Here is a 26,744-nt window from a genome sequence, read left to right on the forward strand (position 1 = left end):
GGTGGTCCGGCTGGGGCGGCGCTTCGCCACCAACAGGGCGCAGGGCATCCGCTTTCGCCTGGCCGCAGCCATGGCGGTGGCCCTGTTGCCGATCCTGCTTCTCAGCGCCATCCAGACCCAGGCCGCCTTCCAGAGCGAAGCGGAGGACCGGCGTCATGACCTGGTGCTGGGCGCCGAGCGCAGCGCGGCCACGGCCAAGGCGCGGCTGGACAGCGCCACGGTGCTGCTGGAGGTGCTGCGCCCTGAGTCCCTCGGTCTTTACTGCGCGCCGCGCCTGCGGGCCCTGGTGGCCGAACTGGACGGGTATGACGCCCTTTATCGGTTCACCCCCACCGGCCGGGTGGCCTGCGCCTCCACCTCGGTCCAGGGCGATCTGACGGTTCGCGACACGCCCTGGTTCGCGCGGATACAGAGCGGCGAGACCGTGGTGCTGACCCGGGCGCCGGACCGGCTGGCCTCCGAACCCGCCTTGCTGGCGGCAGTGCGCTCGGAGCGGCCCATGGGCGCCTTCGACGGCGTTCTGGCGGCGATCATTCCCCTGTCGTCCCTGCAGCCGGACGTCAGCGACCGGTCGTTGCCGGAGGGCACGGAGGTGGCTCTGACGGATGCGTCCGGCGTCCTGCTCACGGCCACCGACGCAGCGGCCTTCGAAACCCGGGACGAGAACGCCCTGGCCGGCTGGGTGGACCGGGCCCGCGAGGGTGCGGTGGAGTTCCACGCGCGGGATGCGTCGGGACGATCCCGCCTCTATGCGGGCGCGGCCCTGGCGGGGCGGGACGTCTATGTGCTGCTCTCCACGCCTGATCCCGGGCTCCTGTCCTGGGCGCAGCTGAATCCCACGGGCACGCTGTTGCTGCCTCTGGCCGCCTGGCTGATGGCGTTCCTGGCGGTGATGATCTTCACCGACCGCATCGTGATCCGCTGGCTGGACTATCTGGAGCGCGTCGCCTCCATCTACGCCAAGGGACGCTTCACCGTGCGCCCGGTTCAGGCCGAAAACGCGCCGGCCGAGATCCGCGTCCTGGCGAGGACCCTGGACGAGATGGCCGAGGCCATCAGCGAGCGTGACCTTTCGCTGACCGAATCCCTGGCGGAGAAGGACGCGCTGATGCGCGAGATCCACCACCGGGTGAAGAACAACCTGCAGATCATCTCCTCGCTGCTGAGCATGCAGCAGCGCGCCCTGACCGACCCGGCGGCGCGGGCGGCCGTCGGCGATACGCGTCAGCGCATTTCCGCCCTGGCCCTGATCTACCGCACGCTCTACCAGAGCCCCGACATCCGGGAGGCCGATCTGGCGGACTTCCTGCGGGAGCTGACCGGTCAGCTGGTCGCCTCGGAATCCGGGCGCGGCCCGGTGGTCTCCAGCCAGGTCACGGCGGACTCCCTGGTCATTGATCCGGATCGTCTGGCGCCCTTGGCCCTGTGGGCGGTCGAAGCCATATCCAACGCCCAGAAGCACGCTTTCGCCGGGCGTGGCGGCACGCTCCATGTGCGGTTCACGGCTGACGACGCGACCTGCCGCCTCGAGGTCGAGGACGACGGGCCGGGCACCGACGTCTCCACCCTGGAGGGCGGGGTCGGCCGCACCCTGATGACGGCCTTCGCGCGCCAGCTGCGCGGGGAGGCGGCGTTTGAAGCGCGCCCCGAAGGCGGCATGATCGCGCGCCTGACGTTCCCGCGGCCCGATCCCTTGCCGCCGTCGGTGCATGGCGCGCCGCTGAACTGATCGGGGCGCGGAACCGGGGCGCTCCGTGACGTTAGCCTGCCGTCACTGTCACGCTCCGGCCCCCGGAGCCATAGGAGCCAGACCATGCGCAAGATTTTCGCCCTCGCGGCCGCCGCCGCCCTGATGACCGTCGCCGCCTGCAACACCCTTTCCGGCGTTGGTCAGGACGCCCAGGCCGCCGGCCAGGCCGTCGAGAACTGCGCCGAAGGCGCGACCTGCTGAACGGCTGAAGCCTGACAACATCGTGAGCCCCGCAGCCTCCGGCTGCGGGGCTTTCGTGTGTCTGGACCGCAGGGACGTCACGCTCTAGCTTGCCTTCCGGCCGCCCGCAGAGGCGGCGGGGGGACGTCGCATGAACGCAAAGGTTTCGGGGGATCCGGCGGCCAGGGGCCCTGGTCTGCGCACCGTCGTCGGGGCCTCGGCCGCCGGCACCGCCTTCGAATGGTATGACTTCTTCATCTTCGGCTCCCTGACCGCGATCATCGCGCGGCATTTCTATGCCGAGGTGGGGGAGGCGACGTCCTACATCCTGGCGCTGCTGACCTTCGGGGTCGGGTTCGTGGTCCGGCCGCTGGGCGCCCTGGTGTTCGGCTGGTTCGGGGATCAGGTGGGGCGCAAGACCACCTTTCTGGTGACCATCACCCTGATGGGGGTCGCCACCGTCGCCATCGGCCTTCTGCCCGACTACAGCCAGGCGGGCATCATCGCCCCGATCCTGCTGATCACCATGCGCATCCTGCAGGGGTTCGCCCTGGGCGGCGAGTACGGCGGGGCCGCCATCTTCGTGGCCGAGCATTCGCCGAACGAGAAGCGGGGCTTCCTGACCGGCTGGATCCAGACCACCGCGGCGCTGGGCCTGATCGGGGCGCTGGTGGTGATCATCGTCACCCGCCTGACCGTGGGCGCCGAGGCGTTCAATGAATGGGGCTGGCGCATCCCCTTCCTGCTGTCGGCCTTCCTGCTGGTGATCTCTCTGTGGATCCGCATGAAGCTGCATGAAAGCCCGGCCTTCCAGCGCATGGCCGCCGAAAGCACGGAAAAGCGCGCGCCGTTCAAGGAGTCGTTCCTGACCTGGCGCAACGGCCGGTTCGTCCTGCTGGCCCTGTTCGGCATCATGATCGCCCAGGGCGCGGTCTGGTATGCGGGCTATTTCTATACGCGCTTCTTCATGGAGCGGGTGCTGAAGGTGGAGGTGGCCACGGTGGACGCCTGGTGCTGGCCGTGACGGTGGTGTCAGCCTTCCTCTATGTCTTCTTCGGCTGGCTGTCGGACCGGGTGGGCCGCAAGCCCGTCATGCTGTTCGGCATGATCCTGGCCCTGGTGGCCTTCTTCCCGGGTTTCCAGGCCCTGACGCGGGCCGCCAATCCGGCCCTGGCCGAGGCCCAGGCGTCCGCCCCGGTGACCATCATCGCCGACCCGGCCACCTGCGCGGTGCAGTTCGATCCCGTGGGCCGGGCCGCCTTCGCCTCGTCCTGTGACCTGGCCAAGGGCGTGCTGTCCGGCGCCGGCGTCAGCTATCGCAACGAGGCGGCGCCGGAAGGGACCACCGCCATGGTCCGCATCGGCGACCGGCTGATCCCGTCACTGGAGGCGTCCAGCCTGGACGCCGCGGGCGTCGCCGCCGCCCGCGCCGATGTGCAGGCGCGGGTGCGCGGGGCCCTGATCGAGGCCGGCTATCCTGAACGGGCCGACCCGGATCGCATGAACCTGCCCGCCGTCTTCGGCATCCTGATGGTGTTCATCATCGCCGCCACTGCGCTGTACGGCCCCCAGGCCGCCGCCCTGGTGGAGCTGTTCCCGACCCGGGTGCGCTACACGGCCATGAGCCTGCCCTACCATGTGGGCACCGGCTGGGTCGGGGGGCTGCTGCCCGCCGCCAGCTTCGCTTTGGTGGCCTGGTCCGGGGACATCTATTTCGGTCTCTGGTATGCGGTCGGGTTCACGGCCGTGGCGGTGATCGTCAGCCTGATCTGGCTGCCGGAGACCAAGGGCCGTGATCTGGATTCCATCCAGACGTGATGCAGCCGGTCCGGCCCGTTTGCGTTCGTCTGTGACACCCTCCCCGTCGTCAGGAGCTTCACCATGTCCGACCCCAAGGCCGCCGGCCGCGCGCTGATCCGCGAACACGCCCTGATCGCGGGCGAGGCGATCCCGGTGAAGGGGGAAGGCATCGCCGTGGACGATCCGGCCACCGGCGAGATCATCGGCCATGTGCCGGATCTGGGCGCGGCCGAGACCGAGCGGGCCGTCAAGGCCGCGCACGACGCCTTCGCAGACTGGTCGCGATCGGACCCCCACGCGCGCGCCGCCTTCCTGCGCCGCTGGGCCGCGCTGATCGACGAGAACGCCGAGGGCATCGCGGGCCTGATGGCGCTGGAGAACGGCAAGACCCTGACCGAGGCCAGGGGCGAGATCGCCTACGCCAACGGCTTCATCAAATGGTCGGCGGGCGAGGCCGAGCGCATCCTGGGCGAAACCCAGGACACGCCGCTGGGACATCTGATCGTGACCTTCAAGGAGGCGGTGGGGCCCTGCGCCCTGATCACGCCCTGGAACTTCCCCGCCGCCATGCTGACCCGGAAGCTGGGGCCGGCCTTCGCTGCGGGCTGCACGGCGGTGGTCAAGCCCGCCAGCCAGACCCCCTTCACCGCCATCGCCCTGGTCGAGCTGGCCTATGAGGCGGGCCTGCCCAAGGGCGCCCTGTCGATCATCACCGGCGATGCGGCCACCATCGGCGGCGTCCTGACCGCCTCGCCCCTGATCCGCAAGCTGTCCTTCACCGGCTCCACCCCCGTGGGCCGCAAGCTGGCCGAGCAATGCGCCCCGACGTTGAAGCGGGTGTCCATGGAGCTGGGCGGCGCGGCGCCCCTGATCGTGTTCGAAGACGCCGACCTGGATCTGGCCGTGGCCGAGACCATCAAGGGCAAGTTCCGTAATTCCGGTCAGACCTGCGTCTGCCCCAACCGGGTCTATGTGCACGCCTCCATCGCCGAGGCCTATGCGGAGCAGCTGGCCGCCGAGGTGGCGAAGCTCAAGGTCGGCGCCGCCTTCGAACCGGACGTGAAGGTCGGCCCGCTGATCGAGGACAAGGCCCTGGACAAGGTCGAGGACCACCTGACCAAGGTCCAGGCGGCCGGCGGCAAGGTGCTGACCGGCGGCTCACGTCATGCGCTGGGCGGTCGCTTCTTCGAGCCCACCGTGACTCTCGGTGGCGACGACGCCCTGTTCCGCGAGGAAGAGACCTTCGGGCCGCTGGTCCCCGTGTTTCCGTTCGAGGACGAGGCCGAGGTCCTGCACAAGGCCAACGCCACCCCCTACGGCCTGGCCTCCTTCGTCTTCACCCGCGATCTGGACCGGGCCATGCGTGTGGCGCGTCGGCTGGAGAACGGCATCGTCGGCGTGAACGCGGCCATGGTCTCCACGCCGGTGGCTCCCTTCGGCGGGGTCAAGCAGTCCGGCTACGGCCGTGAGGGCTCGGTCCACGGCATCGAGGAGTATCTGGACATCAAGGCGGTGACCCTGAACCTGAGATAGGTCAGACCTTCTTCAGGCCGTCGATGAAGGCGCGAACCTCGGGCTCCATCCAGTCCGGCCCGTCCCACCAGAAGCGCGACAGGGCTTCGTGGTTGAGGCGCACCCAGTCGATGACGGACTGCGCCATGCGGCTCAGATCCCGATCGGAAAGGCTGTTCGCCACCACGCGGGGTTCGGAGGCGACATTGACGGAGAAGCTCGGTTGGTGACGTCCAGGCTTCAGGAAATATTTTACTCTCGGGCCGTGGGATCCCATGGCTGTCGAGATCATGATTACGCCCGGCACGCCGGTCTGGTCTTCGGTGAGATTGGCCATCTCGAAGATGTCTTCATCGTCGAGCAGGCTGATCTCCTCGTCGAGCGTCGGCTCGCGATCCGTCCAGACAGCAGGAGATTCCGAAAAGCCCATGGCTGAAATCATCCTCCTGGCCCCTGATTGAGTCAAACGGGCAAGGCCCCGCGCTTGACCACCGTGCGCATGGACACCGACGAGGACACCCGCGTCACGCCGGGGATGCGGGTCAGCTCCTTGGAGTGGACCCGCTCGAGGTCGTCTACGTCCCGAACCACCAGACGCAGCAGATAGTCAGACCCGCCGGTCATCAGGTGGCACTCCACCACCTCGGGCACGGTGGCGATGGCGGTTTCGAAGGCGGTCAGGGCGCTTTCGGACTGGGACGACAGGGTCACGGTGACGAAGACGCTGATGGGCAGACCCACGGCGCGCTCGTTGATGATGGCGGTGTAGCGGCTGATGACGCCCGCCGCCTCCATGGCCCGAAGGCGGCGCAGGCAAGCGGACTCCGACAGGTTCACCGCCCGGGCCAGGTCCACATTGCTGATGCGGCCGTCCTCCTGCAGGGTGCGCAGCATCTTGCGGTCGACGACGTCCAGTTCAACGGCGGAAACGGTCTTCATGGCGGCTCCTGACGCAATATCCTGCATGTTTACGCGGATCAGGCGGCGAAAAGAAGCAGGAACCTGCCCGCCGCCCGGGCGTAGATTGCGCCCCAACCCGTCACCGGGACCATGCTCAGGGAGAGATCATCATGCGCGTCGGCGTGCCCAAGGAAATCAAGCCCAACGAACACCGCATCGGCCTGACCCCCACCGCCGTGCGCGAATACGCCGCCCGGGGTCACGAGGTCCTGATCGAGAAGGGCGCCGGCCTGGGCGCCGGTTTCGCCGACGACGCCTATGAGGCGTGCGGCGCCAGGATCGTCCCGGACGCCGCTGCGGTCTTCGATCAGGCCCAGATGATCGTGAAGGTGAAGGAACCCCAGAAGACCGAATGGCCGCGCCTGAAGCCGGATCAGATCCTGTTCACCTATCTGCACCTGGCGCCCGATCCCGATCAGACCAAGGGGCTGCTGGAGTCCGGCTGCGCCGCCATCGCCTATGAGACGGTCACCGATTCCAAGGGCGGCCTGCCGCTGCTGGCGCCCATGTCCGAGGTGGCCGGGCGCATCGCCGTGTTCTCGGCGGCGGAGACCCTGCTGAAGCACAACGGCGGCATGGGTCTGCTGCTGTGCGGCGTGCCGGGCGTGTCGCCGGCCCGCGTGGTTGTGCTGGGCGGCGGCGTCGTCGGCATGAACTCGGCCCGCATGGCGCTGGGTCTGAACGCCGAGGTGGTGGTGATGGAGCGCTCCATCCCCCGCATGCGCGAGATCGACGAGGCCACCTCGGGCCGCGTCATCACCCGCTTCTCCTCCATCAACGCCATCGAGGAAGAGATCCTCAAGGCCGACGTGGTCATCGGCGCGGTGCTGGTGCCCGGCGCCTCGGCGCCCAAGCTGATCAAGCGCGAGCACCTGTCGCGCATGAAGCCGGGCTCGGTGCTGGTGGACGTGGCCATCGACCAGGGCGGCTGTTTCGAAACCAGCCGGCCGACCACCCACGAGGATCCCACCTATGAGGTGGACGGCGTGGTGCACTACTGCGTGGCCAATATGCCGGGCGCGCCCCGCGCACGTCCTCGGAAGCCCTGAACAACGCCACCCTGCCTTTCGGCCTGGCCCTGGCCGATCACGGGCTGGATGCTCTCAAGAAGGATCCCCACCTGGCGCGGGGCCTGAACGTGCTGGGCGGCAAGATCACCTACCCCGCCGTGGCCGAGGCTCTGGGCATGGACTACGTCGATCCCTACGGCGTCTGGAAGGACTGACGCCATGATCGCCCTCTCCCGTCGCGGGAGGGGGCGACGGCTTCAGCCGATCGTCCGGACCGCCGCGATCAGCTCGTCCACCGCCGCTTCGGTCGTGGCCCACGAGCAGACGAAACGCACCGAACCGTCGTCGAACCGGTAACAGGCCCAGCCCGCCTCGTTGAGACGACGGTGGGCGGCCGCCGGCATGCGCACGAACACCGCATTGGCCTCCACCGGGTGGGCCAGGACGAAGCGGCTGTTGGTGACGATCCCCTCGGCCAGCCGTCGGGCCATCAGATTGGCGTGAGCGCCGCCCGCCTCCCAGGCGCCGCTTTCCAGCAGCCCGAGGAAGGGCGCGGCCTGGAACCGCCCCTTGGACGCCATCTGTCCGGCCTGTTTCAGCCGATTGTCGAGGCGGCGCGCCAGGCTCTTGTCGAACAGGACGATGGCCTCGCTGCACGGCGCGCCCGCCTTGGCGCCGCCGAACACCAGAACGTCCACCCCCAGCCGCGCGATCTGGGTCAGGTCAAACCCGCCCGCCGCCGCATTGGCCAGACGGGCGCCGTCCATGTGCACGCCGTAACCCCTGGCCTTCACGGGATCGATCAGGCCGCGCAGCTCATCGACCGTATAGACCGCGCCGTATTCGGTGGCCTGGGTCACGGACAGGGCGGCGGGCGGCTGACGATGGCCCACCTCCGGCTCGTCCAGGATGGCGGTCATGGCCTTGAGGTCGATCTTGCCGGAGAAGCCCGGCAGGCCGATCAGGCCCACCCCCTGGCCGAAGAAGCCCGGGGCGCCTGTCTCGTCGGTGCACACATGGGCCGCGTGATGGGCCAGCACCGCCTCGAACGGGAAGGTCAGCATGGACAGGGCGATGGCGTTGGCCGCCGTGCCGGAAAAGACGAACCGCACCTCGGCGTCGGCGTCCAGGCGCTGACGGATCAGGTCCGCCGCCCGCGCCGTGACGTCGTCGGCTCCATAGGCGCGCGCGAACCCCGCGTTGGCCGCCTGGATCCCGGCCAGGGCTTCGGGCGCCATGCCCGCCGTGTTGTCTGACCCGAAATCATAGCGCACGGCCTACTGACCTTTCGACGGGAGGAGGGCGTCGGGAGGCGACTGGTCCAGTTCGGCCGCCTTGCCCACATTGCCGCCGAAATACTCGACCGCCTGCGGGAACGGAATCTCGATCCCGGCCTGGTCCAGCGCCTCCTTGATCGTCTGGAACAGGTCCGCCCGGGTCTGCCACCAGTCGCCCGACAGCACATGGGCGTGCAGGGTGATCTGGACCGCGCTGTCCAGCAGGCCGGTGACGCCCGTCCACACGGGGGTGTCGCCCAGCACCTTGCCGTGCGCGGCGGCGGTGGAGCGGATCACCTCGCGCGCCTCGTTCAGATCGGCGCTGTAGGACACGGTGAAATCGATCGCCACCCGTCGCGTGGCCTGCCCCGAGATGTTCAGGATCACGTCGCCCAGCACCTGGCTGTTGGGGGCGACGATCTTGACGTTGTCGGCGTCGGTCAGCTGGGTGGTGAACAGGTCCAGCCTCTGCACCACGCCGGTCGCGTCCCCGATCCTCACCAGATCGCCGACCCGGTAGGGCCGCAGCATCAGCAGCAGCACGCCCGCCGCCACATTGGACAGGGTGCCCTGCATGGCCAGACCGACGGCCAGGGAGGCGGCGCCCAGCACGGCGATGATTGAGGTGGTCTGGACGCCGAGACGCTGCAGCACCGCGATCAGGCCCACGGAGATGACGACCACGCGCACCACCTGGACGATGAAGCCCTCGACGGTCTTGTCTTCCCTCAGGCCCCGGACCCGGCCCAGGGCGCGGCGCGCGGCGCCGGCGGCCCATTTGGAGCCGAACCAGGTGGCGACGATGATCAGGGCGGCGATGGTGAGGTTCACCGCCAGATCGCTCGCCATCTGGGTGGCGCGGGCCAGCAGGGCGGCGTCCAGCGCCAGGGCCTGATCGGAGGAGGCCGCGACGGCGGCCAGGGTCGTGGGGAGGTCGGTCATGGGCCCGGTTTAACGCGATGAGGCGGTTTTTGAACCCGCCCGGGCCAGATTCCCGCGATCAGGCGGCGGCAGCCTCGCCCTGGACGAAGTTCTGGATCTCGCGCACGGCGTCGCGGCCTTCCCGAGCTCTTGCCATGACGCCTGCCAGGACCTTGAAATCAATAGGTTTATTCAGATAGGCGTCGGCGCCCGCCGCCATCCCGGCTTCATGATCCTCGGTCCGCGCCGAGGCGGACAGCACCACCACGGGCGTCTGCTGGTTCGGACCCGTATTTTCGCGCAGGGCGCGGGTGGCGGTCAGACCGTCCATCACCGGCATGTTCACGTCCATGACGATCAGGTCGAAATGGTCCGCCGAGGCGACGTCCAGCGCCATCTGGCCGTGCTCGGCCGAGGCGGTGACGTGTCCGGACGAGGCCATCCAGGCTTCCAGGATCATGCGGTTGACCGGATGATCCTCGACCACCAGCACCTTCAGGGACTGGCCGTTCTCCACCTCGGCGCCGATGGATTCGACCGCTTCGGATCTGGACCACTGGGCCACTTCGGCCTCCACCACGAAGGCGAAGGTGGAGCCTTCGCCGACCTCGGAGGCCACCTCGATGTCGCCGCCCATGATATTGGCCAGACGCCGGCAGATGGTCAGGCCCAGCCCGGTGCCGCCGAAACGGCGCGTGGAGGAGCCGTCCAGCTGGGTGAAGGGCTGGAACAGCCGGCCCAGATCCGCCTCGGAAATGCCCGGGCCGCTGTCCTTGACGGAAAAGCGGAAACGGACCCGGTCATCGGCCACCCGCTGGCTGTGCACGGTGTAGCGAACCTCGCCCGCGTCGGTGAACTTCACCGCGTTGGACAACAGATTCTGGATCACCTGACAGACCCGCAAGGGGTCGCCTCGGACCACGGCGGGGGTTTCGCCGGTGAATTCGGAAACGAAGCTCAGGCCCTTGGCCTGGGCCTGGGCCGTAAAGGGGCCGGTGACCCGTTCGTGCAGATCCTGCAGCGAGACGTCGACCACCTCGAAGGTCATCTTGCCCGCCTCGATCTTGGTCATGTCGAGGATGTCGTTGAGCAGGGACAGGAGATTGTCGCCCGAGTTGCGGATGATCGACAGATATTCCTTCTGGGTCTGATCCAGCCGGGTGGCGCCCATCAGCTGGGCGGCGCCCAGGACCCCGTTCATGGGGGTGCGCAGCTCGTGGGAGATGACGCCCAGGAAGTTGGACTTCGCCTCGTTGGCGGCGTCGGCCTTGTCGCGCGCGGTCTCCAGCTCGCCGATCAGATGGGCCTGGTGCTCCTGAAACGCCTCGATCTTGCGCTCCTTCATCATGGTGATGATGACCAGCACGAGGATGGCGGACCCCAGCACCGGGGCCACGGCCAGAAGGGTCAGAAAGCCCGGGCTGCCCCACAGGGAGATCAGAATGCCGAGGGTGAGCAGGGTGTAGGGGGCGGAGATCACGAGCGCCTGCCGCGGCGCGGTGCGCATCTGGGTGAAGACCATCACATAGCCCGCGCACAGAAGGGCCACGCCCATCGCAGGGCCGTAGGGTCCGCCCATGAACCAGGCCAGCCCCGGAGCCAGGGCCCAGGCGAAGGTGGTCAGGAAGGCGACGGTGGTGAAGGTGGCGCTGTAGTCGCGGCGGCCGGTGGCGGCGACCTTCTTTTCGACCCGGCCGCGAATCCAGCCGGCGGTCATGGTGATGACGAACCAGACCAGGGCCAGAACGGGTCCCACCGCCGTGGCCAGGGCCAGGGCCCAGCTGGCGATGATCCAGTAGCGCAGGTTGCCGGTCTCCAGGATGCTCTGCAGCACGCTGGCGGCTTCACGGGAGCGCCCCGGCGTCTGCGGCGTCCTCGTCGTCGCGCTGTCAGCGCCCTGGGCCGGTCCCACCATATTCAGTCCCCATCTGAACAGTCCGGCGCGAACGCTAAGCTGGAAGCGCTAAGAGGGGGTGAACGGAGAATTTTCTATTTTCCCGCGTCCTCCAAAGGTGTTCGTGCACGGATCGAGAGGGCATGGACTGGCCCGGCCAGCTCCTCGGCCAGAAGCGCGTTGATCATACGCTGGCGCTCCACCCGCCCCCTGCCCTCGAAGGCGTCCGAGACCACCTCCAGATTCAGATGACTCTCGCCGCCCGGGCGGGCGTCGATGCCCCCCTCGTGGTGGTGCCCCGCGTGCCGGGCGCTGTCATCCTCGATCTCCAGACGGGCCGGAGACAGGGCCAAAGTCAGTTTTTCGCGAATAATCGTCGCAACAGGGCCTTCTTTCATCGGTTTTCCGCCGCGCTTCCTTGATGACGTCCAATTCGGACCTACACTTCGGATGATGTCAGCCTCGTTTCAATACAAGCCTCGCTTCAAGGATATGCGGATCAAGCCGCCGCGCCCCGAAGAGGAGGAGGCCGCGGCCGATGTGCTGCGCCTGAAGCCCGGCGAAAAGCAGTGCCAGCACCCCGATTGCCTGAAGGTGGCCACCGCCCGCGCGCCCCGGTCGCGCGAGCAGCTGAACGAGTCTACGAATTCTGTCAGGCCCACGCCGCCCAGTACAACAAGAGCTGGAATTTCTACGCCGGCATGAGCGAGGGCGAGATCCGCTCCCGCTATGAGAACGAGCAGATGACCGGCGGGCGCCCCACCTGGGAGATGAAGGCCGGGCGCATGTCGCGGGAAGCCGCCGCCTTCGCCGCCAAATTCGGCACGGGAAACAAGACCGGGGCCGGCCGCTGGTCGGACCCGTTCGCCATGTTCGGCCAGGATCACCAGGGCCGCGCGGCCGAGGGTCCGGAAACCGCCCCCATCGGCCGGCTGGAGCGTCAGGCCCTGGCCGACCTGGATCTGGATCCGGGCGTGGCGCGGGAGGCCATCCGGGCGCGGTATTACGAACTGCTCAAGCGCTGCCACCCCGACCACAACGGCGGGGACCGCTCGGCCGAGGACAAGCTGCAGCGGGTGATCCGGGCCTGGAAGACCCTGACCAAGGCCAAGATGGCCTGAAGCTTATTGGGCCGCCGCGTCCAGGCGCGTGATCAGATCCACATAGACCTCCGCCGCCAGGGCCACGGTGGCGGGGTCGACCGCCTCGATCACATCGCCCTCGGAATGGATCAGCTGGAACACCTCGGGCACGAAGCCCTCGGCCAGGCCGTTGGAGCGGCCGCCGTTGAAGGCCAGCCACATCTGATGGGCGCCGACGCGGTTCTGGAAACCGATGGAGACCACCGGGACCTCGGCGGCGATGAAGGCGCGGTCATCGCTGGGCGGGTAGACGGGAAAGCCGACGCAGGTCATGGCCCGCTCCGCGCATTCCTCGCGCAGCGCGGTCAGGACGAAGCCCGATCGCTCGCCGTTGTTCTCGCCGTACATGAGCGTGTCGCCGAAGGCCGCCACGTCGGAGTTGACCACCGCCGCCACGCGGTCTGTTCCGTTGGCCGCGATCCAGCGTTGGGCGCCGATCAGGCCCAGCTCCTCCTGGTCGAAGAAGATCACCTGGACGCGGTGGTTCAGGTCGCGGCCGCTCAGAACCCGGGCCGCCTCGATCAGGGCGACGGTGGAGGCTGCGTTGTCCACCAGCCCGTCGGCCAGTTCGCCGGATTGCAGGACGACGGCGTCATAGTGCGCGGTCAGAAGCAGGTCCCGTTCGCCCTCGCCCAGGGTGACGATGACGTTGGAGCCGGTCATGGCGCCCGCGCGCCCGCCGCCCTCGAAGGTCTGGATTTCGTACGCGAGACCCGCGGCGTCCAGCTGGCCGGTCAGAACCGCCAGCCGCTCGGCGTTGGACGGCTGGTCATAGGCGGCGACCGCCTCCCGAAGGGCGGCCTCGTCCTGGCCCAGGGCGGGGGTGGCGAAGGCCAGAAGGGCGCAAGCGGCGGTCAGGGTGCGAAGCATGGCGGTGTCCTTGTTTGCCGCCACGCTTAACGGATCAGCTCTTGAGCCGCCAGCCGCTGCGGAACACCAGATAGCAGATCACGGCCAGGGTCGCGGTGATGAGCAGGCTGGCGATGACCCCCACCGTCAGGTTCCCCTCCGAATGGCCGATGAAGCCATAGCGGAACCCGTCGATCAGATAGAACATCGGGTTGAAGTGGCTGAGGGTGGCGAAGGGCTCGGGCAGGCGCTCCACCAGATAGAAGGCGCCCGACAGGAAGGTCATGGGCATGACCACGAAATTCTGCACCGCCGCCAGATGGTCGAACTTCTCGGACCACAAGCCCGCCAGCACGCCGAGCATGCCCATCAGCATGGACGCCACGACGCCGAAGAACAGGATGGCGGCCAGGTTGGCCACGCCCAGCCGCGCGAACGGCAGCACGCAGATCGCGGTCACCAGTCCCACCAGCACGCCGCGGGTCGCCGCGCCCAGCGAGAAGCCGATCATCAGCTCCAGCGGGCTCAGCGGCGGGGTCAGGAAGTCGGTGGCCGTGCCCATGATCTTGGCCTGGATCAGGCTGGACGAGGCGTTGGCGAAGGCGTTGTTCAGGATCGCCATCATGATCAGGCCCGGGGCCACGAACTCGGCGAAGGCGATGCCCAGCAGCGGCGGACGACCGCCCTGCAGCGCCACCACGAACACCATCATGTAGAGCAGGGTGGTGACTACGGGGGCGGCCACGGTCTGGGCCCCCACCTTCATGAACCGCCGCACCTCCCGCAGATACAGGGTCTGCACCCCGATCCAGTTGATCCCCGGATAGGCGCGCGGGGAGGGGGGCGTGGCGGGCAGGTGGCTCAGCTCGGTCATGGCCGCCAGATGCGCTTTCAGGCCGGGGTTCGCAAGGCGGCCCCGTCGATCGGCGCCAGATTCGCGGAACATTGATTCAAGATGTGGTTTCTGTGGATACGACAGGCGCCAGATGTTGCGTCCCTTAAGGAGTAGTTTACGATCAGTTGTGGTTGAAGGACGTGCAGGACGCCCTTCGCACAAGATATTGAATCAGCGACCTTGGAGGGTGGCATGTCTCAGGGCTGGACCGAAGACCGCGTTGGCGCGCTGAAGAAGCTCTGGCTGGAGGGGCAGTCGGCGAGTCAGATCGCCAAACAGCTGGGCGGCGGCGTCACCCGGAACGCCGTGATCGGCAAGGTGCACCGCCTTGGCCTGTCCGGCCGCGCCGCACCGTCGCAACCCGCGCGCACAACCTTCCGCGCGCCGCGTCCGCGCCCGGCGCAGCCTCGGCGCCGCGCCGCATCGAGGCGGCCCAGCCGCGCACTGCGCCCGTGCCGCCGACCCCGCCGGCGCCCCGCATACCGGACATGCCGGGCACGGCCACGGTGCTGACCCTCGGCGCCCACATGTGCAAATGGCCCATCGGCGATCCGACCTCGTCGGACTTCAGCTTCTGCGGCCGCCGCTCCGACGAAGGCGCCACCTACTGCGTGGAGCACGCCAAGCTGGCCTACCAGCCGCAGATCCGTCGCGGTTCGCGCGACGGCGCCACCGAGCTGGCCCGCTCCCTGCGCCGCTACATCTGACCCGGATCAGCCACAGGTCTGTCACGAACGCCCCTTAAGGGGGCTGCCGTCCGCCCCGCCGGTTTCGCTGGCGGGCCTGGGGCGGGGCCGCGATTCTCCGGGTTGGCGCGGCCCCTCACCCGCCTGGCTAGTTCAGGACCCGCCGCGCGTCCGGCACGTCCAGCGAGAAGGGGGGGATGGTCACGTCAAAGCTGACTCCCGCCTCGTCCACCATGCGGTAGGCGCCCTGCATGGCGCCCGATGAGGTCGCCAGGGGGCAGCCCGAGGCGTAGGCGTAGGTGTCGCCCGGCCCGATCATGGGCTGTTCGCCCACCACGCCCGATCCGCGCACCTCCTCCACATGACCCATGGCGTCGGTGATGATCCAGTGACGGGCCAGAAGCTGAACCTCCGCCTCGCCCCGGTTCTCGATCTCGATATGGTAGGCCCAGATCCAGCGCCCTTCCTCGGGCGCGGATTCGCCGTCCAGGTACATGGGCGTGACCCGGACCCGGATGCCCCGTGTTTCGGCTTCGTAGGAACCCTTGCGTTTCATGCCGCCACCCTTACGGACCCCTGCACAGGGTGCAACCGCGACGGTGCGCCTTTCCCTCTTGTCCCTCCGGAATCTGTGTAAGGTTCGGCCATGACCCTCGATTTCTCCCGCCCCGGAATCCTGCCCTGCCAGGCCATTGAGGCCCTGATCGCCGCCGGTGCGGTGACCTCGGCCACCCCCTTTGACGCCGACCAGGTGCAGCCCGCCAGCCTGGACCTGCGGCTGGGCGCGCGCGTCTGGCGGGTGCGGGCCTCGTTCCTGCCCGGCGACCGGCGGGTGGAGGAGCGCCTCAAGGATGTGGCCATGCACCAGATCGACCTGGAGGGCGGGGCGGTGCTGGAGAAGGGCTGCGTCTATATCGCCGAGCTTCAGGAGCGGCTGAAGCTGCCACCCGGCCTGCTGGCGCGGGCCAATCCCAAGAGTTCGTCCGGGCGAGTGGACGTGTTCGTGCGCCTGCTCACCGACCGGGGTCTGGCCTTCGACGATGTGGCCGAGGGCTATGACGGGCCGCTCTATCTGGAGATCGCGCCCCAGACCTTCTCGGTTCTGGTGCGCCCCGGCACGCGGCTGAACCAGCTGCGCCTGAAGGCGGGCGAGCCGCCCCGCCTGGAGACCCGCAGCGTGGGGGTCGAGCTGAGCGAGGGGATCATCGGCTTCCGGGGCCGCCGCCATGCGGGGATCATCGACCTGGACCGGGAGGACGGCCACGATCCGCGCGATTTCTGGGAGCCGCTGGAGGCGCGCAGCCGCGACGGCCGTCCGGGCGAACTGCTGCTGGACCCGGGCGAGTTCTACATCCTGGCCTCCATGGAGTCGGTGGAGATCCCTGTCGATCAGGCCGCCGAGATGACGCCCATCGATCCGTCGGTGGGAGAGTTCCGGGTGCATTACGCCGGGTTCTTCGACCCCGGCTTCGGCACCGACGAGGCCCACGGGGCCGGATCGCGCGGGGTGCTGGAGGTGCGCACCCACGACACCCCGTTCCTGCTGGAGCACGGCCAGACGGTGGCGCGGCTGGTTTATGAGCCCCTGACCGAACGGCCCGAGCGGCTCTATGGCGAGGGTGGGTCGCACTATCAGCGACAGGGGCTGAAATTATCGAAGCATTTCAGGGTCTGGCCCGAGGGCTGAGCCCTTTTTGGACAAGGTCGTTTGATTTTCTGTCAATGACGCTTGACACGAACGGGACTCGATAGGTAAAGGTCACTTGTCACATTGACAAGGACCATTGCCATGACCGCCTCGCCCCGCCCCCGCCGCAAGATGAGCAGCGCCGGACGTTTCTGGCTCCTGATGGGAGCGACCATGCTGATCGGCGCCGTCACCGGCGGCGTCTACGCCTGGCTGGAGCACACCGGCGGCTTGCCGGGGCCGGTCATGAGCGCCTTGATCCTGTTCGTCATGTTCGGCCTGCTGATCGCCGGAACAGTCTGGTGGTGGATCCGCGCTGACGAGGCGGTGCGCGAGGCGCACAAATGGGCCTGGTACTGGGGCGGCTCCATCGGCATGTGCGTCGGGATCGGCGCCCTGATGCTCGCGGAAGCCTACGGCGGCGACGCCCCGGTCCCCGCCGACGCCACCTACAGCTCCCTGCTGATCGCGGGCGCCAGTCTGGTGCTGCTGCCGATGCTGATCGGCTACGGCGTGGCCTGGTTCGCCTGGTGGGTCTCCAAGAGGGTCTGATCATGAACAACCGCCTCAAGGTGCTGCGCGCCGAACGGGACTGGAGCCAGGCTGACCTGGCCGACCAGCTCGGCGTCTCGCGCCAGACCGTCAATGCGCTGGAGACCGGCCGCTACGACCCGTCCCTGCCCCTCGCCTTCAAGATCGCCAGAACCTTCGGCCTGGCCATCGAAGACATCTTTTCCGAGTGAAGGAGGAAATCATGACCGCTCTTCAAAAATCCGCCGACACGCGATTCAAACTGCTCAAACTGGCCGGCTTCGCCGTCATGGGCGGGATCGTCGGCTACGGCGTCGGCTGGCTGCTGGTCGATTATGTCGAGCTTCCTGCGCTCGACGGCCTGGGCTGGAGCGACGCCGTGGCCCTGATCGTGGCCATGATGCTGGCCGCCGGCGGCCTGTCCGTCCTGGCGGCCTCCCGCAACGGCCGCGCCCTGGCCGCCGCCACATCCGCCGATGCGCCGGCCGGTCCCACGGAGGTGCGAGACATGCGCCTTCAGGGCGCGGTGCTGGTTCTATCCGGCCTGTTGCTGCTGCGCCGGTTGTGGCGGTCTTGTCCGGCAACCCCGCCCCCGAGCTGACCCTGGCCGCCATCGCGGTGGTTTTCGCCCTGCACACGGCCATGAACCTGAGCCTGTGGCGGCGCGGCGACGAGATGATCCGACGGGTCATCCTGGAGTCCGGAGCCTGGCCTTCTGGATCGGTCAGGCCGCCCTGTTCGGCTGGGCCGTCGCCGAGCGGCTGGGCGTCGCGCCGACCCTCACGGCCTGGGACATCCTGGTCGTCGTCATGGGCCTGTACCTGGTCTGCTCCGCCACCGTGGGGCTGCGCCGGGGCCTCAACTGACACCCTTTTCACCCTGAGTATCCATCACCCTGACTGTCCATAAAGGAAACGAGCCATGACCATCATCAATCGCATCAAGCACGCCGGAACCCTGGCCGCCCGTCTGGGCGCCGGAACCGCCCTGGGCGTCGGCCTGTTCGCCGCCGTCGCGGGAACCCCCAGCTTCGCCCTGGCCCAGGAGGCGCACCAGCCCGGCCCGGCCATGTGGGTCGTCAGCGACGAGGACTCCACCATCTACCTGTTCGGCACGGTGCACCTGCTGAAGCCCGAGACCCAGTGGCGCACCCCGGGCCTGGAGGCCGCCCTGACCGAGGCGGCCGAGCTGTGGCTGGAAGTGCCCAATGTGGACGACCAGGCCGCCGCCATGCCCCTGATCCAGCAGTATGGCCTGAACATCGGCGGGGAGCCCCTGTCCAGCCTGTTGACCGATGAGGAGAACGCCCAGCTTCAGGCCGTGGCCGCCGCCATCGGCGTGCCGCCCCAGGCCATGGAGGTGATGCAGCCCTGGCTGGTCGGCCTTCAGGTCTCCGTCGCCGCCGCCGTCCGGGCCGGCTACGACCCGGCCTCGGGCGTCGACACCCGGCTGAAGGCCTCGGCGGACGAGGCCGGGACCACGGTGCGCGGGTTCGAGACCCTGGAACAGCAGTTCCGCTTCTTCCACGATCTGCCGCAGGAGGTTCAGCTGCAGTTCCTGCGCCAATCGCTGGCCACCTGGGAAGAGGCTGAAGAGATGCTGGACAGCATGGTCGAGCTGTGGGCCGCCGGCGATGTGGAGGCTTCGAAGCCTGGTCGTCGACGAGATGCAGGCCGAGTGGGGCCAGCTCTATGATGTCCTGCTGGTCGACCGCAACGCCGACTGGGCCGGCCAGATCCAGACCATGCTGGAAGGCTCGGGCACGGCCTTCATCGCCGTGGGCGCCGCCCACCTGGCCGGTGACGACAGCGTTCAGTCGATGCTGGAGGACCGCGGCGTGACCGTCACCCGCCGCTGACCCCATGAAAAGGGAAAGGCCCGACGCCTCGCGCGTCGGGCCTTTTCTTGTCCGGCCATTCATCGGATAAGCGGACGAGCCTCAGGCGGGCGTAGTTCAGAGGTAGAACGTCAGCTTCCCAAGCTGAATGTCGGGGGTTCGATTCCCCCCGCCCGCTCCAATATTTTCAACGGTTCGCCGCCTTTATCCGGATGACCCCGAGACGCATTTGGGCGATTTTTGGGGGCGGTTGTGCCGATTGCGTTCGCGTCCCGGTCGCGCCGCGACATTTGAGCCGTCATCTATGGGAGGCGGGCGCGAGCAATTTTATGTAATAAAGTCTGCGGTTGATGGCGTTTATCCGCATTGTGTACCTAAGTAAGCGCCCTCACGTATCAAGTATGCCGGAGGTGGAAGAAATTGTACTCAAAGTGTATTTGTTGGTTGGGATACGGGTAGATGCAGTTCATTTCGTCGGCGCTTACGGGCGAGCAAATCAGGGCGGCCCGGGCGCTTGCGCGTATCGATCAGTCGGAGTTGGCTCGGCGCTGCAGCCTGAGTCTGGAGACGATCAAGCGGTTGGAGCGTATTCGGGGCCCCGTGGGCGCAAACAGCCGGACGCTGCGGGCGCTTTTCGAGGCGTTCTCGGCCATGGGCATCGCCTTTGACAGTTGCGAGGATGGAGGCGTAGGCGTCTGCCTGTCGGGGGACCCCGCGCAGACCGCCGGGCGAACCTCACGGTCGTCGCGAGCGGCCCCACTGTCCACCGACACCGGCTTCCACCGCCTCATCTACCACAGCACCGCGAATTCGGCGGCCGGGCGTCTGCACGAATTGCTCGATCAGGCTCAGGAGTCCGGAGCCCGGCGAAAGTCGACCCTGGACGTCACCGGCATCCTGTTCGCCTATGACGGCAGGTTCCTCAGCGTTCTGGAGGGACCAAGGGACAAGGTCAGGCAGGTGTACGGGGAAATCTCGTGTGATCGGAGCCACGCCGCCCTGTCGATCATATGCGACCAGACGGCGCCCGCGCGGCGCTTTCCGGACTGGAGCGTCTGTTGCGGCCTGTTCCAGTCTGACGCGGAGATGGTCGGGGACGAGCCGGCGCTGAGGGAGGGTTTCCATCCGGAGAGCCTGTCTCCTGCCTCTGCCCTGGGGTTGCTCACCGTGATGCGGGACCTGACCGAGACGTCCCCCCGGAAGGATCTGCATTCGCGCCGTCCCTGCCCGCTGGCGGGCATCTGTCTCGACAGGCCCTGCGCCGTGGGCGCTGCCGGCGGCGCCGTCGGCAACGACCAGATGGAGCCCGCCATGACCAGTCGATCCGCATAGCCGGCTCCCCGCACGGCCCGGCGCGTCCGGAGACGGCGCCGAGGTTGCGGGCGCGGGTAAGGGCGTCGGTCTAGTCTGTGAATTCCGCTATGGCGGTCAGCAGCGCCTCCAGCTGAATGGGCTTGGCGACGACGCCGTCCATTCCCGCGGATGCATACTCGTCAATCTGGTGGGCCATGGCGTTTGCCGTCACCGCCAGAATGGGCGTCCGCGGCCGGTCTTCCGCCGCTTCGATCGCCCTGATGGCGGCGGCCGCGGTGGGGCCGTCCATCACGGGCATCTGAACATCCATCAGGATAAGATCCCAGCTCCTCGACTGCCATGCCTCCATGGCCGCCGCCCCATCCGATACGATCACAGGGTCCAGCCCCGCCGCTTCAAGCAACGCCCGCAGGACGATCTGATTTGTCGGATTGTCCTCGGCCACAAGGATGCTGAGGTCGCTTTCCGGGCGGATTGCGGCGGCCGGCGCCGGTGTGCGCGCACGTTCCCTCCGAACCCGGAGCATCGGGATTTCAACCCTGAACGTCGAGCCCTGCCCCATCCGGCTGGTTACGCTGATCTGCCCGCCCATGAGCCCGGCCAGATCCCGGCAGATCGCCAGTCCCAGGCCTGTTCCGCCGAAGCGACGGGTCGTCGAACTGTCCGCCTGCTCGAACTTGTCAAAGAGCTGCGGCAGGCGGTCCGGAGGGATGCCCATGCCGGTGTCGGTCACCTCCAGGAGCAGCCTGTTCTCTCGTCGACCCACCGAGACCTCGATGCCTCCTTCCGCCGTGAACTTGATGGCGTTGGAAATCAGATTGTGGAGGATTTGGCGCAGGCGCAGCGGATCGCTTCGATACAGTCCCTTGGCCCGCTCCGAAATCGTCAGCCTGTAGGTCAGGCCCTTCTGGCTGGCGAGCGCTGAAAAGGCGGCGTGGGTGCTCCGCAGGAGATCCTCCAGGTCAAATTCCGCTTCCTCCAGTGTCAGCTTGCCGGCCTCGATCTTCGAGAGATCGAGCAGATCATTGAGGATCTGCAGCAGGCTTTCGCCAGACTCGCGAATGACGGCGAGCCGCTCTCGCTGGCGTGGAGGCAGATCGTCCGTCGCCATGACCTGGGCCATGCCCAGGACCCCGTTGAGCGGAGTGCGGATTTCATGCCCCATGGCGGCCAGGAAGGCGCTCTTGGCCTGACTGGCCGCCTGGGCGCGGTCCGCAGCGGCGGCAAGCGAACGTTCCGCCTCGGCGCGCTCGGTGACATCCCGGACGATCGCCGTGATGATCTCGCCCCGCGGGGCCGTCAGCCGCGACAGGTCCACCTCGATGGGTATGGTCGCGCCGGACTTCGAGACGCCCATGGTCTGCAGGCGGCCACGCATCCGCAGACTGGTTGCGGCGTTCTGCTTGAAACGGGCGACATGCTCCCGATGCCGGACGCGATAGCCCTCCGGGATCAGCACCTCGATCGAGCGCCCGATGATCTCGTTGGCCGCATAGCCGAAGATGGTTTCCGCCCCGCCGCTGAACACCAGAATCCGGAGTTCGCCATCCGTGACGATCACCCCTTCCGCCGCCAGGTTGAGGATGCTGGTCAGAATGTCTTCGGTCCGGTCGATCAGGCCCGCGCGGGCGCTCTGGGCGCGCCGCAGTCCAAAGGTCCGCTTTCGTCCTCCTGAACGCGGACGATGAAGATCCGAGGTCCCGTTGTCTCCATCGACGCCCAAGAATCACCCCCGACTAACCCTTATGAGGGGTGAGCTAAGGCGTCTGGACTTGGGAGAGGAATAGACCCGTGAGCGCGCGAGACGGCCTTGAAGCGTTCGGCGCCGCTCAGGGTCTGCTCTCTTACCCCGGTCGTGTGAGAGTCGTGTCGTGAAGTGGCATTTCTCCACGATGCGGCAAAACGCCGCATCGTGTGGCCGTGGCCCTAGGTCGCGGGCGTGCGCCGCAAGCGGCTGCGTTCCGAGGGGCGAGACGCTCGTCCCAGGCTTGCCCTGGCCCGAGGCCGTTCAGGTTGTGCAGGCTCAAATGAAGGCGTCACGCCCAGGGGTGACGGCGGTCTCGACGTCCTTGGGCGTGATCTTGCCGTCACCCTGCAGGCCGCGCTCCAGCAGATCGGACTCGATCAGGAGCGGGCGAAGCTCAGCTCCGGCGGACTCTCGCCCATCGATGGCGATTACGAGAACCAGGCCATGATCGTCGGCCTCCGCTACAAGCTCGGCTACTGACGAGCGCTGCATCCATGGTCTGGAGGCTTGCCGGCGCTTCGTCACGGAACGAAGGCGCCGGAGGCGTCCTCGGCTTTCGCTCAGGGCTGCAGCCGGTAGCCGCCGGCGTCGGTGACCAGCAGCCGCGCCTGGCCCGGTTCGGGCTCGATCTTCTGGCGCAGACGATAGATATGGGTCTCCAGGGTGTGGGTGGTGACCCCGGCGTTGTAGCCCCACACCTCCGCGAGAAGCTCCTCACGCGATACGGGCTTGGCCCCGGCGCGGTAGAGGTACTTCAGGATGTTGGTTTCCTTCTCCGTCAGGCGGATTTTCTTGTCCTTGGGCCCCATCAGCATCTTGCCGGCGGGCCGGAACTCGTAGGGGCCGACGGTGAAGACCGCGTCCTCGGACTGTTCGTGGCTGCGCAGGTGGGCGCGGATGCGCGCCAGCAGCACGCCGAACCGGAAGGGCTTGGTGACATAGTCGTTGGCGCCCGAATCCAGCCCCAGGATCGCGTCGGAATCCGCCACCGCCCCGGTCAGCATGATGATCGGCGTCTTGACCCCGGCCTTGCGCAGCTGGCGGCAGGCCTCGCGCCCGTCCATGTCCGGCAGATCCACGTCCAGCAGGATCAGGTCGGCGCGGATCTCCTTGCCCATGCGCACCCCGTCGGTGGCCGTGGCGGCCTGAACGGTCCTGAACTCGTCGTGCATGTCCAGCTGTTCGGCCAGCGCCTCGCGCAGCTCGGTGTCGTCGTCGATGATCAGGAGGGTTTTGGATTGCGCCATGGAACAAGAATGGCGAGCGCCGCGCCTCTCGCCAAGGCTTGAACGGCGAAATTCGCACGTCTTGCGAGACTTCTCGCCCGATCAGCCGCCGGAACGGGCGCCGAACAGGGCCGAGCCGACGCGCACATGGGTCGCGCCAAACCGCACGGCCGTCTCGTAATCCCCGCTCATGCCCATGGACAGCGCCTCGAGGCCGTTGCGCGCCGCGATCCGGGCCAGCAGGGCGAAATGCATGGCCGGCTCCTCCTCAAGCGGCGGAATGCACATCAGGCCCTGAAGGTCGAAGTCGTACTCGGCGCGGACCCGCGCGATGAAGGTGTCCGCCTCGGTCGGAATGACTCCCGCCTTCTGCGGCTCCTCGCCGGTGTTGAGCTGAATCAGCACCCGGGGCCGCACGCCGGCCTTCATGCCCGCCTCGGCGAGCGCCCGCGCCAGCTTGTCCCGGTCCAGGGTCTCGATCACATCGAACAGGGCCAGGGCCTGGTCCGCCTTGTTGGACTGCAGGGGGCCGATCAACCGCAGGTGCAGACCGGGCAGGGCGGCGCGCCGTTCGGTCCAGCGGCCCTGCGCCTCCTGAACCCGGTTTTCGCCGAACACGCGCTGGCCGGCGTTGAGCACGGCCTGGATCGCCGGTTCGGGCTGCTGCTTGGAAACGGCGGTCAGCGTGATATCCGAAGGATCCCGCCCCGCCGCGCGGGCCGCCTTGGCGATGCGGCGGCGCACCGTGTCCAGGGCTGAGGCGACGAGAGAATCCATGGTCCTGTCCGACGAAGCGACCCGATTGTGGGAGACGGCCAAGGCCTTAAACCGCGCCGCCGCCCGTGTCAGCCCGTCGGCGGCGGGCCTGCCGCCCCTGATCTTCGTCACCGATCCGGACCGCACGCCCCGTCCATGGGAGATCGCCGCCCGCCTGCCCGCCGGCGCGGCGGTGATCCACCGCGCCTTCGGCCGGCCCGGGGCCGAGGCGGACGCCCGGCGGCTGAGGGATGTGACGCGCGCGGCGGGGGTGCGCCTGCTGATCGGGCTGGACGTGGCCCTGGCCGTCGCCGTCGGCGCGGACGGCGTGCATCTGCCCGAGCGCGCCCTCGATCAGGCGGACGAGGCCCGAGGGGCTGGTCTGGCGCTGGTCACCGGGGCGGCCCATTCGCCGGAAGCCCTGGCGCGCGCGGCGGCCCTGCGGCTGGACGCGGCCCTGCTTTCGCCCGTCTTTCCCACCGCCAGCCCGTCCGGCGGCGCGGCGCTGGGCCCCGAACGCTTCGCAGCCTGGACCCGCGCCGCCGGGCTGCCGGTGATCGCGCTGGGCGGGGTGCACGCGGGCAATGCGGCGGTGCTGGCGGACAGCGGGGTCTGCGGCCTCGCCGGAGCGGAGGGCGTGGCCAGGGCTTTCGCCCCGGCCGCGAAGGCCTAGGCCATCTTCGCCATGTCGATGACGAAGCGGTAGCGCACGTCCGACTTCTCCATGCGGGCGTAGGCTTCGTTGATCTGGTCCGGGGCGATGGTCTCGATATCGCAGGCGATGCCATGCTCGGCGCAGAAGTCCAGCATCTCCTGGGTCTCGCGGATGCCGCCGATCAGGCTGCCGGCCACGGCGCGGCGACGCCACAGCAGCGGCATGGCGAACACCGGCATGCCCTCGGTGGTCAGGCCCAGCATGACCATGGTCCCGTCGCGGGCCAGCAGGTTCAGGTGCCCGGCGATCTCGTGGGTGGCCGAGACGGTGTTGATGATCAGGTCGAACTTTTCGGCCGCCGCCTGCATGGCCGCCTTGTCCGAATTGATCAGGAAGTGTTTCGCGCCCATGCGCTCGGCGTCCGCCTTCTTGCGGTCCGAGGTGGACAGCACCGTCACCTCCGCGCCCATGGCGTGGGCCAGCTTGACCGCCATGTGGCCCAGACCGCCCAGACCCACCACGGCGACCTTCGAGCCCTCGCCCACGTTCCAGTGGCGCAGCGGCGAATAGGTGGTGATGCCCGCGCACAGCAGGGGCGCGGCGGCGTCCAGCGGCAGGCTGTCGGGAATGCGCAGCACGAAGTCCTGGTTCACCGTGATGCGGTCCGAATAGCCGCCCTGGGTGATGGCCTGGCTCACCGGTTCGCCCAGCGGATCGGCCGAGCCGTAGGTCTGGGTCATGCCGGGGACGCAGTACTGCTCCTCGCCCTCCTGACAGGCCGCGCAGGTGCGGCAGCTGTCCACCATGCAGCCCACGCCCACCCGGTCGCCGACCTTGAAGCGGCTGACGTTCCCGCCCACCGCCGTCACCAGACCGGCGATCTCGTGGCCCGGCACGATGGGATAGCGCGTGCCGCCCAGGTCATTCTTGGCGATGTGCAGGTCCGAGTGGCAGACGCCGCAGTATTTGATCTCGATGGCCACGTCGTCCGGGCCGGGATCGCGACGGTCGAAGCGGTAGGGCTCAAGCGGCTTGTCGGCGGCGACGGCGGCGAAGGCGCGGGTGGCGATGGGCATGGAGATCTCCTGACAGCTTCAGACTAGGTGTGGTCTCGCGGGGGCAGGCGCAACCGTCAGGAGACCCTTTCGATCAGGGCCATGGCCGCGGCCGGGTTCCTCACCTTCGCCCCGGCGATGAAATAGGCGAACACCTCGCCTGTCGTGCTCCAGCCCTTCACCCGGTCCGCCACGGCGTCCAGCTCAGCCGCCGTCATGCCGGAGGGCTCGTCCTCGCGGCTGGACATGAGCCGGGCATAGCGGAAATCGCCCGTGTCCTGGTCGATGCGCGGCCACTCCGGCGCCTCGTCGTCCTCGGCGTAGACGATGGCCGCGCCGTATTTCGCCGCCAGATCGTGGAACTGCGGCACATCGAAACCGGGGTTCCGCACCTCCAGCGCATGGCGCAGACGCAGGCCGTCCTTCTCCTTCGGCAACAGCTTGAGAAAGCCCTCGAAATCCTCCGGGTCGAACTTCTTGGTGGCCATGAACTGCCAGTTGATCGGCCCCAGCTTGTCGCCCAGCTCGGTCAGGCCCTGGGACAGGAAGCGGTCGAAGCTCTCGCCGCCCTCGGACAGGACCTTGCGATTGGTGCAGTAGCGGCTGGCCTTGACCGAAAAGACGAACCCGTCTGGCGTCTCGTCGCGCCATTTCCGCCAGCTGTCCGGCTTGAAGGTGGAATAGTAGGTGCCGTTGATCTCGATGGAGCCCAGCTTCGAGGCGGCATATTCCAGCTCGCGCTTCTGGACCAGGCCGTCGGGATAGAACACGCCCCGCCACGGCTCATAGGTCCAGCCGCCGACGCCGATGTGGATGGCTCCGCTCATGACCGGTCCCGCTCCGTATTCAGCCGCATGGCGCGGCCCGACGGATTATGCCGTAGTCTGTTCGCTCGCGCACCCTTGCGACGTCACCGCCAGAATGCCCGCCAGCAGGGTCGCGGCGGTGATGGGCTTGGGAACATGGATGTCCGCCCCGGCCTCGCGGGACTGATCCCGGTGCTCGGGCATGGCGTTGGCGCTCAGCATGACGATGGGGGTGGGGGCTGAACCCCGTACGG

Annotated in this window: 28 protein-coding genes, 1 tRNA gene and 4 pseudogenes; 17 read left to right on the forward strand and 16 right to left on the reverse strand. The window is 68.1% G+C overall.

The features are described 5' to 3' along the window. The first annotated feature begins 1 nt into the window (after nt 1). The 5 genes from phyK (at nt 2) to MBEBAB_RS01580 (ending at nt 5,263) form a co-directional block, all read left to right on the forward strand. Entirely contained in the window at nt 2–1,729 is a 1,728-nt protein-coding gene (gene phyK / locus MBEBAB_RS01565) for a sensor histidine kinase PhyK (RefSeq protein WP_021696165.1), read from the forward strand. 84 nt (nt 1,730–1,813) lie between these two features. Continuing rightward, complete coding sequence (locus MBEBAB_RS01570; RefSeq protein ID WP_021696166.1) at nt 1,814–1,951, forward strand: entericidin A/B family lipoprotein; 138 nt, start codon at nt 1,814–1,816, stop codon at nt 1,949–1,951. Between the two features lie 130 nt (nt 1,952–2,081). Then, nucleotides 2,082–2,954, forward strand: a complete 873-nt coding sequence (locus MBEBAB_RS18220; RefSeq protein WP_306301973.1) for an MFS transporter — start codon at nt 2,082–2,084, stop codon at nt 2,952–2,954. Further along, nucleotides 2,942–3,748: an MFS transporter gene (locus MBEBAB_RS18225; protein WP_306301974.1), complete on the forward strand. Its 807-nt coding sequence runs from the start codon at nt 2,942–2,944 to the stop codon at nt 3,746–3,748. Before MBEBAB_RS18220 ends, MBEBAB_RS18225 begins: the two co-directional genes overlap by 13 nt. A gap of 63 nt (nt 3,749–3,811) precedes the next feature. Next, nucleotides 3,812–5,263, forward strand: a complete 1,452-nt coding sequence (locus MBEBAB_RS01580) for an NAD-dependent succinate-semialdehyde dehydrogenase (RefSeq protein ID WP_021696168.1) — start codon at nt 3,812–3,814, stop codon at nt 5,261–5,263. A gap of 1 nt (nt 5,264) precedes the next feature. Here MBEBAB_RS01580 and MBEBAB_RS01585 read toward each other — a convergent pair whose 3' ends face one another. Both MBEBAB_RS01585 and MBEBAB_RS01590 read right to left on the reverse strand, forming a co-directional pair. Beyond that, on the reverse strand, nt 5,265–5,672 hold the full coding sequence (locus MBEBAB_RS01585; RefSeq protein WP_021696169.1) for a hypothetical protein: 408 nt from the start codon (nt 5,670–5,672) through the stop codon (nt 5,265–5,267). A 32-nt stretch (nt 5,673–5,704) separates the two neighbouring features. Further along, entirely contained in the window at nt 5,705–6,181 is a 477-nt protein-coding gene (locus tag MBEBAB_RS01590) for an Lrp/AsnC family transcriptional regulator (protein ID WP_021696170.1), read from the reverse strand. Between the two features lie 131 nt (nt 6,182–6,312). Here MBEBAB_RS01590 and ald point away from each other — a divergent pair. Then, nucleotides 6,313–7,427 (forward strand): annotated as a pseudogene (ald, locus tag MBEBAB_RS01595) (alanine dehydrogenase). Nucleotides 7,428–7,469: 42 nt separating this feature from the next. Here ald and MBEBAB_RS01600 read toward each other — a convergent pair. The 4 genes from MBEBAB_RS01600 to MBEBAB_RS01615 form a co-directional block, all read right to left on the reverse strand. Further along, complete coding sequence (locus tag MBEBAB_RS01600) at nt 7,470–8,486, reverse strand: threonine aldolase family protein (protein ID WP_021696172.1); 1,017 nt, start codon at nt 8,484–8,486, stop codon at nt 7,470–7,472. A 3-nt stretch (nt 8,487–8,489) separates the two neighbouring features. Then, a complete protein-coding gene (locus MBEBAB_RS01605) occupies nt 8,490–9,431 on the reverse strand; it encodes a mechanosensitive ion channel family protein (protein ID WP_021696173.1) in 942 nt (313 codons plus the stop codon). 58 nt (nt 9,432–9,489) lie between these two features. After that, a complete protein-coding gene (locus MBEBAB_RS01610) occupies nt 9,490–11,325 on the reverse strand; it encodes an ATP-binding protein (protein WP_021696174.1) in 1,836 nt (611 codons plus the stop codon). A gap of 74 nt (nt 11,326–11,399) precedes the next feature. Beyond that, the gene (locus MBEBAB_RS01615; protein WP_021696175.1) at nt 11,400–11,702 is read right to left on the reverse strand and encodes a BolA family protein; all 303 of its coding nucleotides are present in this window, start codon (nt 11,700–11,702) and stop codon (nt 11,400–11,402) included. Nucleotides 11,703–11,757: 55 nt separating this feature from the next. Here MBEBAB_RS01615 and MBEBAB_RS01620 point away from each other — a divergent pair. After that, nucleotides 11,758–12,425: pseudogene (locus tag MBEBAB_RS01620) on the forward strand (J domain-containing protein). Nucleotides 12,426–12,428: 3 nt separating this feature from the next. Here the strand turns inward: MBEBAB_RS01620 and MBEBAB_RS01625 are convergent. Beyond that, the gene (locus MBEBAB_RS01625; RefSeq protein WP_021696177.1) at nt 12,429–13,316 is read right to left on the reverse strand and encodes a M28 family metallopeptidase; all 888 of its coding nucleotides are present in this window, start codon (nt 13,314–13,316) and stop codon (nt 12,429–12,431) included. A gap of 34 nt (nt 13,317–13,350) precedes the next feature. Continuing rightward, complete coding sequence (locus MBEBAB_RS01630) at nt 13,351–14,169, reverse strand: ABC transporter permease (protein WP_045318666.1); 819 nt, start codon at nt 14,167–14,169, stop codon at nt 13,351–13,353. Between the two features lie 213 nt (nt 14,170–14,382). Here MBEBAB_RS01630 and MBEBAB_RS01635 point away from each other — a divergent pair. Then, nucleotides 14,383–14,897, forward strand: a pseudogene (locus MBEBAB_RS01635) (GcrA family cell cycle regulator). Nucleotides 14,898–15,024: 127 nt separating this feature from the next. Here MBEBAB_RS01635 and apaG read toward each other — a convergent pair. Then, nucleotides 15,025–15,432 (reverse strand): Co2+/Mg2+ efflux facilitator ApaG/CorD, encoded by a 408-nt coding sequence (apaG, locus tag MBEBAB_RS01640; protein WP_021696180.1) that lies wholly within the window; start codon nt 15,430–15,432, stop codon nt 15,025–15,027. 90 nt (nt 15,433–15,522) lie between these two features. Between apaG and MBEBAB_RS01645 the strand changes: the two genes are divergently transcribed. From MBEBAB_RS01645 to MBEBAB_RS16400, 8 genes and pseudogenes are all read left to right on the forward strand, one after another. Beyond that, on the forward strand, nt 15,523–16,563 hold the full coding sequence (locus MBEBAB_RS01645; RefSeq protein WP_021696181.1) for a 2'-deoxycytidine 5'-triphosphate deaminase: 1,041 nt from the start codon (nt 15,523–15,525) through the stop codon (nt 16,561–16,563). A 102-nt stretch (nt 16,564–16,665) separates the two neighbouring features. Then, the gene (locus MBEBAB_RS16395) at nt 16,666–17,115 is read left to right on the forward strand and encodes a hypothetical protein (protein WP_021696182.1); all 450 of its coding nucleotides are present in this window, start codon (nt 16,666–16,668) and stop codon (nt 17,113–17,115) included. A 2-nt stretch (nt 17,116–17,117) separates the two neighbouring features. Next, nucleotides 17,118–17,306: a helix-turn-helix transcriptional regulator gene (locus MBEBAB_RS01655; RefSeq protein ID WP_045318646.1), complete on the forward strand. Its 189-nt coding sequence runs from the start codon at nt 17,118–17,120 to the stop codon at nt 17,304–17,306. Between the two features lie 11 nt (nt 17,307–17,317). Then, a complete protein-coding gene (locus MBEBAB_RS01660) occupies nt 17,318–17,695 on the forward strand; it encodes a hypothetical protein (RefSeq protein WP_148291396.1) in 378 nt (125 codons plus the stop codon). A gap of 55 nt (nt 17,696–17,750) precedes the next feature. After that, on the forward strand, nt 17,751–17,960 hold the full coding sequence (locus MBEBAB_RS01665) for a hypothetical protein (protein ID WP_021696185.1): 210 nt from the start codon (nt 17,751–17,753) through the stop codon (nt 17,958–17,960). A 202-nt stretch (nt 17,961–18,162) separates the two neighbouring features. Further along, nucleotides 18,163–18,952 (forward strand): annotated as a pseudogene (locus MBEBAB_RS01670) (TraB/GumN family protein). Between the two features lie 85 nt (nt 18,953–19,037). Then, nucleotides 19,038–19,112, forward strand: a tRNA-Gly gene (locus MBEBAB_RS01675). A 278-nt stretch (nt 19,113–19,390) separates the two neighbouring features. Beyond that, the gene (locus MBEBAB_RS16400; protein ID WP_158332106.1) at nt 19,391–20,263 is read left to right on the forward strand and encodes a BLUF domain-containing protein; all 873 of its coding nucleotides are present in this window, start codon (nt 19,391–19,393) and stop codon (nt 20,261–20,263) included. Between the two features lie 70 nt (nt 20,264–20,333). Here MBEBAB_RS16400 and MBEBAB_RS01690 read toward each other — a convergent pair whose 3' ends face one another. The 4 genes from MBEBAB_RS01690 to MBEBAB_RS01705 all read right to left on the reverse strand — a co-directional run bounded on the left by MBEBAB_RS01690 (nt 20,334) and on the right by MBEBAB_RS01705 (nt 23,995). Next, nucleotides 20,334–21,968 carry an ATP-binding protein gene (locus tag MBEBAB_RS01690; protein WP_021696188.1) on the reverse strand — a complete coding sequence of 545 codons (1,635 nt, stop codon included), beginning with the start codon at nt 21,966–21,968 and terminating at the stop codon, nt 20,334–20,336. Nucleotides 21,969–22,268: 300 nt separating this feature from the next. Continuing rightward, entirely contained in the window at nt 22,269–22,484 is a 216-nt protein-coding gene (locus MBEBAB_RS01695) for a hypothetical protein (protein ID WP_021696189.1), read from the reverse strand. 68 nt (nt 22,485–22,552) lie between these two features. Further along, nucleotides 22,553–23,239: a response regulator transcription factor gene (locus MBEBAB_RS01700; RefSeq protein ID WP_021696190.1), complete on the reverse strand. Its 687-nt coding sequence runs from the start codon at nt 23,237–23,239 to the stop codon at nt 22,553–22,555. An 81-nt stretch (nt 23,240–23,320) separates the two neighbouring features. Further along, nucleotides 23,321–23,995, reverse strand: a complete 675-nt coding sequence (locus tag MBEBAB_RS01705) for a YggS family pyridoxal phosphate-dependent enzyme (protein WP_021696191.1) — start codon at nt 23,993–23,995, stop codon at nt 23,321–23,323. On the opposite strand from MBEBAB_RS01705, the gene MBEBAB_RS01710 reads away from it, so the two are divergent. Next, complete coding sequence (locus MBEBAB_RS01710) at nt 23,994–24,647, forward strand: thiamine phosphate synthase (protein WP_021696192.1); 654 nt, start codon at nt 23,994–23,996, stop codon at nt 24,645–24,647. The two genes, MBEBAB_RS01705 and MBEBAB_RS01710, sit on opposite strands and share 2 nt — an antisense overlap. Here MBEBAB_RS01710 and MBEBAB_RS01715 read toward each other — a convergent pair. The 3 genes from MBEBAB_RS01715 to MBEBAB_RS15425 all read right to left on the reverse strand — a co-directional run. Then, entirely contained in the window at nt 24,644–25,705 is a 1,062-nt protein-coding gene (locus tag MBEBAB_RS01715; RefSeq protein WP_021696193.1) for an NAD(P)-dependent alcohol dehydrogenase, read from the reverse strand. The two genes, MBEBAB_RS01710 and MBEBAB_RS01715, sit on opposite strands and share 4 nt — an antisense overlap. 56 nt (nt 25,706–25,761) lie before the next feature. Beyond that, complete coding sequence (locus MBEBAB_RS01720) at nt 25,762–26,511, reverse strand: DUF72 domain-containing protein (RefSeq protein ID WP_021696194.1); 750 nt, start codon at nt 26,509–26,511, stop codon at nt 25,762–25,764. Nucleotides 26,512–26,556: 45 nt separating this feature from the next. Next, a partial coding sequence (locus MBEBAB_RS15425; protein ID WP_148291397.1) for a response regulator occupies nt 26,557–26,744 on the reverse strand: 188 nt, incomplete at its 5' end.

This window comes from Brevundimonas abyssalis TAR-001 (assembly GCF_000466985.1).
Lineage (GTDB): Bacteria > Pseudomonadota > Alphaproteobacteria > Caulobacterales > Caulobacteraceae > Brevundimonas > Brevundimonas abyssalis.